General features: G+C 56.6%; 16 protein-coding genes (1 of these 16 running past the window's edge). All 16 read left to right on the top strand.

Annotation, left to right across the window (positions count from 1 at the left end):
* Positions 1–570 (top strand): peptide-methionine (S)-S-oxide reductase, encoded by a 570-nt coding sequence (locus OL236_RS05315; RefSeq protein WP_009646231.1) that lies wholly within the window; start codon positions 1–3, stop codon positions 568–570.
* A gap of 167 nt (positions 571–737) precedes the next feature.
* Positions 738–1,841, top strand: a complete 1,104-nt coding sequence (cbiD, locus tag OL236_RS05310) for a cobalt-precorrin-5B (C(1))-methyltransferase CbiD (protein WP_265071607.1) — start codon at positions 738–740, stop codon at positions 1,839–1,841.
* The gene (cbiE, locus tag OL236_RS05305) at positions 1,823–2,449 is read left to right on the top strand and encodes a precorrin-6y C5,15-methyltransferase (decarboxylating) subunit CbiE (RefSeq protein WP_013740726.1); all 627 of its coding nucleotides are present in this window, start codon (positions 1,823–1,825) and stop codon (positions 2,447–2,449) included. The genes cbiD and cbiE overlap by 19 nt, the downstream gene beginning before the upstream one ends.
* Entirely contained in the window at positions 2,446–3,033 is a 588-nt protein-coding gene (cbiT, locus tag OL236_RS05300; RefSeq protein ID WP_265071606.1) for a precorrin-6Y C5,15-methyltransferase (decarboxylating) subunit CbiT, read from the top strand. Before cbiE ends, cbiT begins: the two co-directional genes overlap by 4 nt.
* 13 nt (positions 3,034–3,046) lie before the next feature.
* The gene (gene cobM / locus OL236_RS05295) at positions 3,047–3,805 is read left to right on the top strand and encodes a precorrin-4 C(11)-methyltransferase (protein ID WP_264919120.1); all 759 of its coding nucleotides are present in this window, start codon (positions 3,047–3,049) and stop codon (positions 3,803–3,805) included.
* On the top strand, positions 3,802–4,854 hold the full coding sequence (locus OL236_RS05290; RefSeq protein WP_265071605.1) for a cobalt-precorrin 5A hydrolase: 1,053 nt from the start codon (positions 3,802–3,804) through the stop codon (positions 4,852–4,854). Before cobM ends, OL236_RS05290 begins: the two co-directional genes overlap by 4 nt.
* Positions 4,842–5,582 carry a precorrin-3B C(17)-methyltransferase gene (cobJ, locus tag OL236_RS05285; protein WP_006193062.1) on the top strand — a complete coding sequence of 247 codons (741 nt, stop codon included), beginning with the start codon at positions 4,842–4,844 and terminating at the stop codon, positions 5,580–5,582. Before OL236_RS05290 ends, cobJ begins: the two co-directional genes overlap by 13 nt.
* Positions 5,579–6,343 carry a precorrin-6A reductase gene (gene cobK / locus OL236_RS05280; RefSeq protein ID WP_265071604.1) on the top strand — a complete coding sequence of 255 codons (765 nt, stop codon included), beginning with the start codon at positions 5,579–5,581 and terminating at the stop codon, positions 6,341–6,343. The genes cobJ and cobK overlap by 4 nt, the downstream gene beginning before the upstream one ends.
* A 9-nt stretch (positions 6,344–6,352) precedes the next feature.
* Positions 6,353–6,985, top strand: a complete 633-nt coding sequence (locus OL236_RS05275) for a precorrin-8X methylmutase (RefSeq protein ID WP_265071603.1) — start codon at positions 6,353–6,355, stop codon at positions 6,983–6,985.
* A gap of 12 nt (positions 6,986–6,997) precedes the next feature.
* Positions 6,998–8,404, top strand: a complete 1,407-nt coding sequence (locus tag OL236_RS05270) for a cobyrinate a,c-diamide synthase (protein WP_265071602.1) — start codon at positions 6,998–7,000, stop codon at positions 8,402–8,404.
* Complete coding sequence (cobU, locus tag OL236_RS05265; RefSeq protein WP_265071601.1) at positions 8,397–8,954, top strand: bifunctional adenosylcobinamide kinase/adenosylcobinamide-phosphate guanylyltransferase; 558 nt, start codon at positions 8,397–8,399, stop codon at positions 8,952–8,954. The genes OL236_RS05270 and cobU overlap by 8 nt, the downstream gene beginning before the upstream one ends.
* 260 nt (positions 8,955–9,214) lie before the next feature.
* The gene (locus OL236_RS05260) at positions 9,215–10,750 is read left to right on the top strand and encodes a cobyric acid synthase (RefSeq protein WP_265071600.1); all 1,536 of its coding nucleotides are present in this window, start codon (positions 9,215–9,217) and stop codon (positions 10,748–10,750) included.
* The gene (gene cbiB, locus OL236_RS05255) at positions 10,744–11,709 is read left to right on the top strand and encodes an adenosylcobinamide-phosphate synthase CbiB (protein ID WP_265071599.1); all 966 of its coding nucleotides are present in this window, start codon (positions 10,744–10,746) and stop codon (positions 11,707–11,709) included. Before OL236_RS05260 ends, cbiB begins: the two co-directional genes overlap by 7 nt.
* A gap of 29 nt (positions 11,710–11,738) precedes the next feature.
* Entirely contained in the window at positions 11,739–12,566 is an 828-nt protein-coding gene (locus OL236_RS05250) for an adenosylcobinamide-GDP ribazoletransferase (RefSeq protein WP_265071598.1), read from the top strand.
* A 92-nt stretch (positions 12,567–12,658) separates the two neighbouring features.
* Entirely contained in the window at positions 12,659–13,822 is a 1,164-nt protein-coding gene (gene cobD / locus OL236_RS05245) for a threonine-phosphate decarboxylase CobD (RefSeq protein ID WP_265071597.1), read from the top strand.
* Positions 13,819–13,997, top strand: partial view of a histidine phosphatase family protein gene (locus tag OL236_RS05240; RefSeq protein WP_265071596.1) — the 5' end (the start) only. 451 nt of this gene lie beyond the right edge of the window; the window shows 179 of its 630 coding nt (coding positions 1–179); the start codon lies at positions 13,819–13,821; its stop codon lies off the right edge, out of view. Before cobD ends, OL236_RS05240 begins: the two co-directional genes overlap by 4 nt.

The raw sequence follows: 13,997 nt of genomic DNA, 5'->3' as shown, positions 1-13,997 counted from the left end.
TTGTATACGAAACGGCTATATGTCTCTGGCGGCAGCTTCTACGAGCTGCAGGCGGTTTTCGATCATGTGCCCGGCGTCGTCGCGACGCGTACCGGCTATATTGATGCACAGAGTGAGGAGCCGTCGTATGATGCAGTGAAAAGCGGTTGGATCAAGGCTGTCATGGGACTGGAAATCGCCTACAACCCGAAGAAGACAGATATATCGCAGCTTTTGGACATCCTCTTCGCCGTCGTCAATCCCTATGAAAAGGATGGACAGGGGGCGGCGAAAGGGCCGATGTACCAAAGCGGCGTATACTACGTCGATGCAGAGGACGCGCCGCTCGTCGAATATCACATGAATTTCATCGTGAATCGCGGCAGACCTCCTGCCGCGACAGAAGCGAACGTGACGGTCAACGACCCGAATCACAACAAGAAGTTGACGCGTCACTGCTATGCAAAAGCTGCGCCTCTCGTAAGCTTCCATCCAGCGGAACCTGAGCGGCAGCAGTATCTCGCTCGTCATCCGCACCGCAAGACAACGATTGATTTCAAGCGGCTGCGCGAGCTGGGGATATTGCAATAGGAAAAGCATCAAAGAAGTATGGGAAATATCTGTGCTTCCTCAAGCCCCGGTTGCACTTCTTGTGTGCCGGGGCTTAGATTTTATGGGGACGGTCTGTGCCTTTTGGGCTTGACTTCTCGAAGTTTCCTTGTACAATAAAAGCATTGTAGTGTGGAGGAGTGAGTGCGATGGCGAAGGAGATGCGAAGCGGCTACACGACAGGAGCCTGTGCGGCGGCTGGGACGAAGGCGGCGCTCCTGTTTCTTGACGGAGAGTATTGCGAGAAAGTGACGATCATGGCGCTCGACGGCACGCCGCTTCACATTCCGATTCAAGAAGTCATCCGCACGCCGTCGGGAGCGCGCGCCGAGGTCGTGAAGTTCTCAGGAGATGATCCAGACATCACGAATGGCGTTTCCGTCTTTACGGAAGTCGTCGTTCGCCCTGAGGGGAGCGGCGTTCATTTCCATGCGGGGCGCGGCATTGGCACGGTCACGAAGCCAGGGCTTTCCGTGCCGCCGGGCGAGCCGTCGATCAATCCGGGGCCTCGCCAGCTGATTCGCAACGTCATCGAGGAAATCCTCGGCAAGGACGGCAGTGCGGACGTCACGATTTCGATTCCCGCAGGCGAGGAACTTGCAAAACGCACGCTGAATCCGATCCTCGGCATCGTCGGCGGCATTTCCGTCATCGGCACGACGGGCGTCCTGCGTCCTATGTCGGAGGAAGGCTTCAAAAACTCCCTCGTACCGCAGATGGATGTGGCTCTTGCAGCAGGCTTCGACACGCAGATCTTCGTGCCGGGCAAGATGGGCGAGAATGCGGCGGCGCGCTTCGGCCTGCCGCGCGAGGCTGTCGTGCAGACGAGCAACTTCATCGGCTTCATGTTGGAGCGTGCGGTGGAAAGGAAGCTCAAGCGCGTGCTGCTTTTCGGTCATATCGGCAAGCTCTCGAAGGTTGCGGCAGGTGTCTTTTATACGCACAACCGCATAGCGGACGGCCGCTTGGAAGCGCTCGCTGCCTACGCGGCGGCAGAAGGCCTGCCGCAGGAAGCGGTGCGCCGCATCCTTGCGGCGACGACGACGGAAGAGGCCTTGCCGCTTTTTGCCGAATACGGTTTGGAGCGGGTTTATGGCATTCTTTGCGCGCGTGCTTCGGCTCGTGCCGAGCGGTATGTATTCCAAGATCTGCGCGTGGGTACGGCGATGACGACGCTGAAGGGGGAGCTCTTGGGCATGGATGATACAGCAAGAGAGATAGGCAGGGATTTTCATTGGAACATAGAATCGTAGTGGCAGGCATCGGACCGGGAAATCCAGATTTTGTCCTGCCGGCGGCACGCGCTGCCATCGAGGGCGCGGAGGTGCTCGTCGGCGGCAGCCGCGCCCTGGCGGATTTCGCCAGGCAAGGGCAGGAGACGATGACGATTCGCGGCGATATAGACGCCGTCCTTTCGTTCATTCGGGAGAAGATTCAAAAGACGCACGTCGTCGTCATGGTTTCAGGCGATCCCGGCTATTATTCGCTGCTCGATGCTCTGCGGCGTGAGTTCCCGCCACAGGCGCTCGTTGTCATCCCCGGCGTAAGTTCCCTGCAGATGGCATTTGCGCGCCTTGCTCTGCCTTGGCATGAGGCGAGACTTGCGTCCTTCCACGGACGCGTGCCGCAGGCGAAAGAGATTGCTTACAAGGAGGGCGCCCTGCTCGGGCTTTTGACAGATCGATCGAACAATTCGCGCACGATTGCACAGCGCCTTATGGAGCTTGGCTGGCCGTCTTCTGCAGAGCTTCATATATGCTCACGGCTGTCTTATGAAGATGAGGAAATCATTCATACGACACTTGCTGAGGCGGCGTCTGCAGCGGAAATCTCTCATGGTGTTTTGGTGGTGAAGGCATGAAACATTTTTTAGGCATCGAAGACGAAGAATTCATCCGCGGCAAAGTGCCGATGACGAAGAAGGAGATCCGCATCCTGACACTGGCGGGGGCGAAGATCGGAAAAAATGATATCGTTTGTGATATCGGCGCCGGCACGGGGTCGCTTTCCATCGAGGCGGCGCTTCTGGCGAAGGCGGGTCATGTCTACGCCGTGGAGCGCAAAAAAGAAGCGATCGAACTCATCCGTCAGAATGCGGCGAAATTTGGCATCGAGAACATCACGATCATCGAGAGCGAGGCGCCGGCGGGACTGGAGCAGCTGCCCGAACGGCTTGATGCGGCAATCATCGGCGGCACGGGAAGCCATCTGGAAGAGATCCTTGAATTTCTCGACAAACGATTGAAACCCGGCGGCTTCATCGTCATCAACTGCATCACGGTACAGACGCTCGCGAGTTCACTCGCCTACATGCGAAAGAAGAGCGGCTATCTCTATGATACCGTCCAGGTGCAGGTCAATCGCTTGAAGAAGGTCGGTCCTTACGATATGGCGGAGGCGATCAACCCCGTCTACATCATTTCCTGCCATAAGGCAAACGTGTAACAGGAGGAAGAACATGCAGGTATACATTGTCGGCGCGGGCGCAGGCGATCCCGAGCTCATCACGGTCAAAGGGCAGAAGCTGCTGCAAAAAGCCGATGTCATCATCTATGCGGGTTCGCTCGTCAATCCCGCCCTTTTGGGCTTTGCCAAGGAGGGAGCGGAGATTCACGATTCCGCCTCTATGACGCTCCCCGAGGTCATTGAGACGATAGAGAAAGCCGTGGCGAAAGATCTCATGGTCGTGCGCCTTCATACGGGCGATCCGAGCATCTACGGCGCAATTCAGGAACAGATGGACGCACTCAAGAAGAAGGATATTGATTTCGAGGTCGTGCCGGGCGTCAGCTCCTTCCTCGCGACGGCTGCCGCTTTGAAGCAGGAGTATACGCTTCCCGGCATCTCGCAGACGGTCATCATCACGCGCAACGAGGGGCGTACGCCCGTGCCCGAGCGGGAGAAGCTGCGCTCGCTTGCCGCACATCAGGCGACGATGTGCATCTTCCTCAGCATCACGATGCTCGCGGATGTCGTGAAGGAGCTTATCGAGGGCGGCTACGCGCCTGATACGCCGATCGCCATCGTGCAGCGCGCCTCGTGGCCCGAGCAGAAGATCGTGCGCGCGACATTGGAAACCATCGTGGCGGAAATTGCCGACAAGGGCATCGACCGCACGGCGATGATCGTCGTCAGCCGCTGCCTCGGCGCGGACTATGAGCTTTCGCGCCTCTACGCGCCGGAGTTCAGCCACATGTTCCGCGAAGCAAGCAAATGAGATGCGCGGTTTTTACGGCGACGCCGCGCGGCACGAAGACGGCTCTTCGCGTTCGCGCATCACTCGATGCGAGCGTCGACATCTTCGTCAAGGCAGGGCAGGAAATGCCGGCGGAAGTACGCGTTTATAAGCGCCTCGCGCCGCAGGTTGAGGCGGCGTTTCGTCAGTATGATGCGCTTGTTTTCATCATGGCGACGGGAATTGCCGTGCGCATGATTGCGGGTTCTTTGAAGAGCAAGCTGGAAGATCCGGCCGTCCTCGTGCTCGATGAGGAGGCGCAGCATGTCATCAGTCTGCTTTCGGGTCACATTGGCGGCGCGAATGAACTGACGCGCGAGCTTGCGGCGTCGCTCGGCGCAGATCCCGTCATCACGACGGCAACGGACGTGCAGAAGAAGCTTGCCGTCGATGTCGCCGCCGCGCGCCTTGCGCTGCGCCCCTCGCCGAAGGAGCAGATCAAGCGATTCAACAGCGCCGTGCTTGACGATGAGTCGATTCGCTATGTAATTGATGAGAATCTCGCGCGTGCGAGCTTTTACAAGAAGCGGCTTGACGATATGGGGTTGACGGCGCTGTTCGGACGGGAACTTCCGCCGAAGGAAGGCTTGACGGCCTTCATCACGGCGGATGAAAGTGTGCGGCGAGAAGATGTGATCTGCCTCGTGCCGCGCCGTCTCGTTGCCGGCATCGGCTGCAGACGCGGCACGGAGATGTCGGAGATACGGGTGGCATTGGAAGTGACCCTCACGAAGATCGGGCGCAGCATCGCAGATGTATCGCTTCTCGCGAGTACAGAGGCGAAGGCGGACGAGGCTGGGCTTCTTGCTTTGAGCGCGAAACTCAAGCGTGATATTCGCTTCCATTCCAACGAAAAGATGCAGGAGACAATCGACGCCTATGGGCTTTCTGAGTCTCCTTTTGTCAAGAAAAATATCGGCATCGGCAACGTCGCGGAAGCTGCAGCGCTCGCGAGCGTCCCCGCAGGACGGCTTGCCCTTGCCAAGACGAGATTTGAGAAAGTGACGGTGGCACTTGTATGGGAAAAATAACAGTGGTGGGCATCGGTCCCGGAAGTTTGGAGGATATGACGCCGCGTGCGAAGCGGGCGATTGAGGAAGCGGCAGTCGTCGCAGGATATACGACGTACATCAAGCTCATCAAAGACCTCATCGGTGAGCGCGAGGTCATCGGCACAGGCATGATGCAGGAGATCGACCGCTGCCGCATGGCGGTGGAAACGGCGGCGAAGGGAAGAGATACCGTCGTCGTTTCGAGCGGCGATTCCGGCGTCTACGGCATGGCGGGACTCGTCTTGGAACTTCTCTTGCAGCGCGAAGCGAGCGATCGCCCCGAGTTCGGCGGCGTCATCGCCGGCATCTCGGCGGTCAATGCGGCGGCTTCGATCTTGGGCGCACCGCTCATGCATGACTTTGCCGTCATCAGTCTCAGCGATCTCCTGACGCCGTGGGAACTCATCAAGAAGCGTGCCAAGGCGGCGGCAGAAGCTGATTTCGTTGTCGCGCTCTACAATCCCAAGAGCAAGAAGCGCGTGCAGAACATCGAGGAGATCCGCGAGATATTCCTTGCCTGCCGTGCGGCAGATACGCCTGTCGGCATTGTGAACCATGCGGCGCGTGAAGCGGAGAGCAAGACGATTTCGACGCTTGAGAACTTCACGAAGGAAACGATCGACATGTTCTCGCTCGTCATCATCGGCAACAGCCGCACCTATGTGAAGGAAGGCTACATGATCACGCCGCGGGGCTACGAAGTATGATTTTCGTGGCAGCAGGCACGCAGGACGGCAGGGAGCTTGCAGGTTTTTTGCTCGAAAAGGGGCAGAGTGTCACGGCATCGGTCGTGAGCCGCTACGGTGAGGAGCTTTTGTCGCGCTATCCGGGCATCGTCATCAACGATCGTCCGCTCGATGAAGCAGCACTGGCGGAGTATTGCCGTGCGCATGGCGTCACTGTCTTCGTCGATGCAAGCCATCCTTATGCGGCGAATATCTCCGAAAATGCCATGCGCGCCTGCCGCGCGTGCGGCATCCCGTATATCCGCTATGAGAGACAGAGTGCGCCGCTCGATTATGAAAAGGCGCATTACGTCGCAGACTACGAGGAAGCGGCGGAAGTTGCGGCGGATTTGGGACGGAACATCTTTCTTACGACGGGCAGTCACAACCTCAAGGCGTTTACAGAAGCGCCCGCACTGAAAAAATGTGTGCTGACGGCACGCGTCCTGCCCGCCCCCGAAGTCATCGAGGAATGTACGGCGCTCGGCTTTCGCCCGAGCCATATCGTCGCCTTGCAGGGACCATTTTCCGAAGCGCTCAACGAGGAGCTTTACAAGAAGTATGAGGCGGATGTCGTCGTCACGAAGAACGGCGGCACGGTCGGCGGCGCCGATACGAAATTTGCGGCGGCAATGAATCTCGGCCTGCCGCTCGTCATCGTCGAACGGCCGCGCATCGCCTACGACAATATGGCGCAGACTTTTGAAGAGGTCTTGGCGTTTGTTCATAAAGCAGAGAAGTGAGGTTACAGCATGGATTTTATCAAACAGCCGATGGAAATCGAGAACCGCAGCATGGAGATCATCGCACCGTATCTGGCCGAGTATAAACTTTCCGAAGCGGAAATCAAGGTGTATTCGCGCATGATTCATGCGTCGGGCGATGTCGACTATGCGAAGGTGATCCGCGTTCATCCGCAGGCAATCGAGGCGATGCAGCAGGCGCTCAAGAAAGGGGCGCACATCTATACGGACGTCGAGATGGTGCGCACGGGCATCAATAAGAAGAAACTGGCATCCTTCGGCGGTGAGGTGCATTGCCTCGTAGCAGATGAGAAGATTGCCGCCGAAGCAAAGGCGCAGGGCATCACGCGCTCAATGGCTGCCATGCGTTCCTTCGGCAAGGCTCTCGATGGTGCGATCATCGCCATCGGCAACGCGCCGACGGCGCTCTTCGAGGTATTGCGCATGGTCGAGGAGGAAGGCATACGTCCGGCGGCCATCGTCGGCATCCCCGTCGGTTTCGTCGGGGCGGCGGATTCCAAGGAACTTTTGGCGAAGAACGAAAAAGTGCCGTACATCACGGTGGAAGGCACGAAGGGCGGCAGCCCGATCGCGGCGTCCGTCGTCAATGCTGTCATGTATCTCATAGACAATACGCGCTGAGGAGATTTTGCCATGGAAGAGAAGATACCGCGCATTGTCATCGCCGCGACGCAGAGCGGCTCGGGCAAGACGACGCTCGTGACGGGCATCCTCGCCGCACTGCGTGCGCAGGGGCTGCGCGTGCAGTCGTACAAGGTAGGCCCTGACTACATCGACCCCGGCTATCACGCGCTTGCGAGTGGGCTGCCCGCGCACAATCTCGACACATGGCTTATGCCGGCTGAACGTCTCAAGGAGATTTTTGCACGCACGGCCAAAGGTGCGGATCTTGCCGTTATCGAAGGCGTCATGGGGCTTTATGACGGCGGCAGGAAGGGCGTGAGTTCCACGGCAGAAATCGCCAAATTGCTCGACGCGCCCGTGCTGCTCGTTCTCGATGCGAAGTCGATGGGCGCATCGGCAGCGGCGATCGCGCTTGGTTTCCGCAGTTATGATCGTGAGGTCAACCTCGCGGGCGTTCTCTTGAACCGTCTGGGCTCGGATACGCATGAGGCGATGATACGCGAGGCGATGGCGAAGATTGACATGCCTGTCTTAGGGGCTATGCGACGCGACGAATCGCTGAAGATGCCGGAGCGTCACTTAGGCCTTCTGCCTGCCGAGGAGAACGAAGAGCGCGATGTTGTAAAGAAGATGGGCGAGGCGGCGGCGCATTCGGTCGATCTTGCGGCGCTCAGAAGGATTGCAGAAGCGGCCGCGCCATTGGCCTCGACGGAGGAGTTGCTTTTTTCTGCAAGGGAAAATGCAGAGCGACAGCCGTCCAAGGTGCGCCTTGCCGTCGCGCACGATGAGGCCTTTTCCTTTTATTATCCCGAGAGTCTTGATGTGTTGGAATCCTTTGGCGCGGAACTCGTCTTTTTCAGCCCGCTGCATGATACGGCTCTGCCTGAGGCGGCGGGCGTTCTCCTAGGCGGGGGCTTTCCTGAGATGTTTGCCGAGGAACTGACGACGAATGTGTCGATGCGCCGTTCTCTCGCTGAGGCGGCGGCAGCAGGTGTGCCCATTTATGCCGAATGCGGCGGCTATATGTACTTGATGGAAAAACTCGTGGACTTCGAGGGAAAAGAACATGCGATGACGGGAATCGTTCCTGCTGTCGTGCAGATGAACCGCAAACTGCAGATGGTCGGCTACGTTGAGGCGGAGCTTTGCAGCGATACGGTTCTCGGACCGCGAGGCAGGAAACTGCACGGTCACGAGTTTCATTTCTCGACGGAATTGCCGGGGGAAAAAGCGGATGCGGCGAGGGCCTTTATTTTTACGCGCATGAGGAACGGCGCGCACTATGCGGCAGGCTATGCCAAGGGGGCGGTTCTCGGCTCTTATCTGCACCTGCACTTTGCAGGCTGCCCTGAGGCGGCTGAGGCTTTCGTTGAGGCTTGCCGAGCGAGCAGGGAGAGGAGGAAGATGCATGGGTAAGATCGTCCTCGTCACGGGCGGTGCACGAAGCGGCAAGAGCCGTTTTGCCGAGCAGTACGCGGCGCGTTTCGGAAAGAAGGTTGCCTACATTGCGACGGCGGGCGTCTATGACGAGGAGATGGCATTTCGCGTCAAACTGCACCGTGAGCGGCGCCCTAGGGACTGGCATACATGGGAAGCGCCCGAGAACGCGCATCTTGCCATTGAGGAGGCAGGAAGGGCGCACGATATGATCCTCTTCGACTGCCTGACGCTCTACATCAGCAATCTGCTGTGCGCTTTGGAGAATGTCCGCGACTCTGCGGCAAATTATGAACTTATACGTGAGAAAATCAGTCTCCTGCTCGAAGCTGCAAAGGAGCAGGACGGTACGACGATTTTCGTGACGAACGAGGTCGGCGCGGGCATCGTGCCGGAAAATCATCTTGCACGCGAGTATCGCGACATCACAGGCATTGCCAACCAGCTGACGGCGCGTGCCGCAGATGAGGTGTACGTCGTTTCCTGCGGCATTGCCGTCGATTTCAAGAAATTGGCAGTGTCGTGGTAAACTACACGCACAAACGTCCACTTTGTGGACATTGTGCGCCGCCCTTAAGGAAAGTTGCCCAATCAGCCTGCGCCTTCGGCTTGGCCTCTTGGACTTTCCTAGTAAACTACACGCACAAACGTCCACTTTGTGGACATTGTGCGTCGCCCTTAAGGAAAGTTGCTCAATCGGCCTGCGCCTTCGGCTTGGCCTCTTGGACTTTCCTAGTAAAATATACTACAGGAATAGCATACTGCATCGCTTGACAGGAGGAATGGCTTTTGGCGAACTACATCATGATGATGGGGACAAGCTCGCATGTTGGAAAGAGCATCCTGACGACGGCGCTCTGCCGCATCTTTCGGCAGGAGGGGCGGCGCGTCGTCCCCTTCAAAGCGCAGAACATGGCGCTCAATTCCTACGTCACGAAAGATGGCTTGGAGATGGGGCGTGCGCAGGTCGCCCAGGCGGAAGCTGCGGGACTTGAGCCGTTCGTCGACATGAATCCCGTCTTGCTGAAGCCGACAGGAAACTCCTGCTCGCAGGTCGTGCTCATGGGAAAGCCTGTCGGCAATATGACAGCGAAGGAGTACCACCAAGGCTATTCGCTCAAAGCGTTTTTGGTGGTCAAAGAAGCATTGGCGCGTCTCGATGCGGAGTACGAAACCGTCGTCATCGAGGGCGCGGGAAGCCCTGCCGAGGTCAATCTCAAGGCGAACGACATCGTCAACATGCGCGTGGCGAAGTATCTGAATGCGCCCGTTCTGCTCATTGCCGATGTCGATCGCGGCGGTGCGCTCGCTTCGCTCGTCGGCACTTTGGAGCTTTTGGAAGAGGATGAAAGAGCGCTCGTCAAGGGGCTTGTCGTCAACAAGTTTCGCGGCGACATCTCGCTCTTTACGCCTGCTGTCGAATTTTTGGAGAAAAAGACGGGCAAGCCTGTGCTCGGCGTCATCCCGCATATCGAGGAAATGGGCATTGACGACGAAGATTCCGTATCCTTGGAGGATAAGGCAGAAAGGGCGGAAGAGAAGGACCTCAACCTTGCTGTCATCCGTACGCCGAAGATTTCCAACTTCACGGATTTTGACAGTTTGGAAAGCGAGCCGGACGTGGCGCTACGCTATGTGCATGAAGCGGCGGCTCTCGGTACGCCCGACTTGATTCTGTTGCCGGGCAGCAAGAATACGTCGGAGGACATGCGTTGGCTCGAAAAAACGGGACTTGCCTCGAAGATTCGCGAGGCGCACGAAAAGGGAACGGCCGTCATCGGTATATGCGGCGGCTACCAGATGCTTGGCAAGCGCATATTGGATCCGCACCATACGGAATCTTCTTTTGACAGTACGGATGGGCTGGGGCTTCTTGGTCTGCAGACGACATTTCATGAAAACAAGTTGACTTCGCAGGTCGTAGCTTCGGCTAGGGATTTTCCGTTTCTTGGCAAGCGGATTTCTGTCGATGATATCAAGGGCTATGAAATTCATATGGGAACGACGGAGTTCCTGTGCGATAGGGACAGTCATCCGCTCTGCGTGAAAGAGAGACGCGGCGAAGTTTGTGACGCTGCGGAAGGTACGGTAAATGAAGAAGAAAACATCTTTGGTACATACATCCATGGATTTTTCGATCACGATGGACTGCGCCGTGCGATTCTCAATGCCTTGCGCGAAAAGAAAGGGCTTCCTGCGCTCGCTGTGACGCGCAATCGCTACCGCGAGAAGGAGGAGAGCTATGACCGCCTTGCTGCCGTCGTGCGTGCGCATCTCGATATGGATAAGCTGCGCGAAATCATGGGGGAGAAGGTCGGATGCTGACGGCTGTCCTTGCGTTCTTCATCGACTGCATTCTCGGCGATCCGCGTTCGCGCTTCCATCCCGTCGTATTGATGGGAAATCTTATCGCTTGGCTGGAGCATTGCTTTTATCGTCCCGAAGATACGAATGAGAAGAAACTGCTCTGCGGCGGCATGCTCGCCCTCATCGTGCTCGTCGTTTGTTACGAGGCTGCATGGTGCATCCTGCGGCTTTTGGGGCTTATCCCCTTGCCGCATGTGGGCATGGTGCTGGAAGCGTTGCTGCTCGCCTTCATGATCTCGCCGAAGAGCCTTGCGGCGGCAGGCATGGAGATACGCGCCCTCCTGAAGGCGGGCGATCTGCCGGAAGCGCGCAGAAAAGTCGGCTGGATCGTGGGGCGTGACACGGAAAAGCTCAGCGTGCCGGAAGTGTCGCGCGCCGCGATCGAGACCGTGGCGGAAAACACGGTTGACGGCGTTCTTGCACCGCTCTTTTTCTATCTGATCGGCGGGCTGCCGTTCGCTGTGCTCTATCGCGCGGCGAATACTATGGATTCGATGCTCGGCTACAAGAACGCGAAGTATTTGTACTTTGGCAGGGTGGCGGCGCGTCTCGACGATGTGCTCAATTACATTCCCGCGCGCATTGCGGGTGTTCTTTTCGTGCTCGCGGCCTTTTTCCTGGGCTTCGACGGGCGCGGCGCTTGGCGCATGCTGCATCGCGATGCGGCGAAGCACCCAAGCCCGAACGGGGGGCACGCCGAAGCGCCTACGGCGGGTGCACTCGGCATACGCTTGGGTGGCAACAACTACTACTTCGGCGAGCCGCATTTTCGCGCCTATATGGGAGAGGCGCGGCGTGAAATTGAAGCCGATGACATACAGAAGACCGTGCGCCTCATGTATACGGTCACGATTCTTTTTCTGCTCTTGACGTATGGCGGGTTCCTTCTTTGGCAGCAGAGGGGGATGCTTTTTTAGTGTAGACGTGAAGCACTGGGGGTGTTTTTTTGCGTGCGTTTTTCATCGGTCTGCAGTTTCTCACGCGCATTTCGATCGTGGAGCAAAAGGATTGGTGTGAGAAGGATTTTGCCGACAGCGTGCGTTATTTTCCGCTGATCGGCTTGGTGCTCGGCATCCTTTATGCGGCCTTTGCCGCACTGCTGTTGAGTTTTTTGCCGCAAAACGGCATTCTTTTGCCGCATCATGTCGTTGCGTCAATCTTGCTGATACTGCCGATTCTCCTGACGGGCGGGCTTCATTGCGACGGCTTCATGGACACGATGGACGGACTGTTTTCGGGACGCTCTCGCGAGCGCATGTTGGAAATCATGAAGGACAGCCGCGTGGGGGCGAACGGTGTTTTTGCCTTCGTCCTGTTGATGATTTTCGACTGGTCGATCCTGCTTGACCTGCTGCAAAGCGCATGGCTTTTTCCAGCTCTGTTCGCCATGCCCATTGTTTCACGTCTGATGATGGTCGTCGCCATTTCCGCCTTTCCCTATGCACGTCCTGTGGGTATGGGCAAGGCATTCAAAGATGGCGGCACGAAGTCCGTCCTTTACGGAGCTTTTTTTTATACGCTTATCCTCGTGTTTTTTCCAGGTGTCGCAGCATGTTTTTTCGGCATCATTCCTTTGGACGCTGCGGGACTGTCCTCGTGGGTTCTTTCCATGACGGCGGTCATATTTGCTGCGCTTCTCTTTACGATTTTTTTTGCAAGCTATGCGACGCGTCATCTCGGCGGCTTGACCGGAGATGTCTATGGCGCGATTACGACATTGACGGAAACGCTTGTGCTTTTGAGCTTTTTGGTGTTTTCTTCGGTTAGCTGCTAGTGTAATATAAAGATGTTCGGCTTTCTTTCTGCTCCATGCAGGAAGAAGGGAACCCGTTGTAGAAGGAAAAGTACATCGGGTTTCTGTTGTCTTTGAAAAACTATACGCGCAAACGTCCACTTTGTGGATATTGTACGCGGTTCTTACATGAGAGAAGGGAGGACGAGGTTCTGCAAAAATATGAACATGGGGGCAATGTCTATGAGAAATGCCCGACTGGCGGAGCGTGGCTGGATTTCAGTGCAAATATCAATCCTCTCGGCCTGTCACCTCGTGTGCGGGAAGCCATTTTTTCCCATGTTGATGGCATCGTCAATTATCCTGATCCTGAGGCGCGTGCCTTGAAGACGGCGATCGCTTCTTTTTATGATGTGCCGCAGAAAAAAATCGTGCTCGGCAACGGCGCAGCGGAACTCTTTTACTGCTTCTTCTATATCGTGCGCCCGAAGCGCCTGCTCCTGCCCGTCCCGTCCTTCAGCGAATATGAAAGGGCGGCGCGTGCCGCAGGTGTGAAGGTCATATATCTTCCGCTGTTGAAAAAGCATGGGTTTTCTCTTGATTTGGAAGCGGCGGTGCAGCAGTTTTCGAAGGAAGACGTCATTCTGCTTTGCAGTCCAAACAATCCGACGGGACGTCTCTGGGAGCGAAAAGAATTGTGTGTGCTGCTGGAAAAAGCAGAGGAGCGAGGCACATACGTCGTGATGGATGAATCCTTCTTGGATTTTCGTGAAGATGGAGAGGAATATACTTCGCGCCATCTGACGAACGAATATCCGCATCTCTTCGTCGTCCAGTCCATGACGAAGTTCTTTGCCCTGCCGGGATTACGGCTGGGCTTCGGCATTGCTGAACCGAATCTTTGCCGACGGTTGGAAAGTGGCAAAGATGTTTGGAATGTGAATTTCCTTGCTCAAGCAGCAGGTGTTGCCGCTCTTTCCGACACGGTCTACCATGAAGCGGTACGATCTTTTGTCCGCAGAGAAAAACAGTTTCTTGCTGCAGAACTTGCAAAATTGCCAGGGATTGAGGTCTTTGCACCCTCCGTGAATTTTATTCTTTTCTATTTGCAGCAGGGAAAGGAGTTTTTACGACATCTTATTATGGCTTTGCGAGAGAGAGGAATCTTGCTGCGCGATTGCAGCAATTATTCGGGGTTGGATGGGGCCTACTTGCGTGCAGCTGTACGTTCTCGCGCAGATAATGAACGATTGCTCGAAGCCATGCATGAAGTTTGGAAGGAATGGGATGCAGTATGACGAAGATTTATCTTGTTCGACATGGATTGACCGAGTGGAATTCCGGCGGTCGGTTTCAAGGACATTCTGATATTGCCTTGGCAGAAAAGGGTGTGAAACAGGCTGAATGCCTCGCCAGGCATTTTCCCGCAGAGAAGATCGACGCCATCTATTCTAGTGACTTGCAGCGTGCCGC

This window comes from Selenomonas sputigena, assembly GCF_026015965.1.
In the GTDB taxonomy this organism is placed as follows: Bacteria; Bacillota; Negativicutes; order Selenomonadales; family Selenomonadaceae; genus Selenomonas.
Note: the sequence above shows the minus strand (reverse complement) of the source record. Positions and strands in the feature narration are given on the sequence as shown.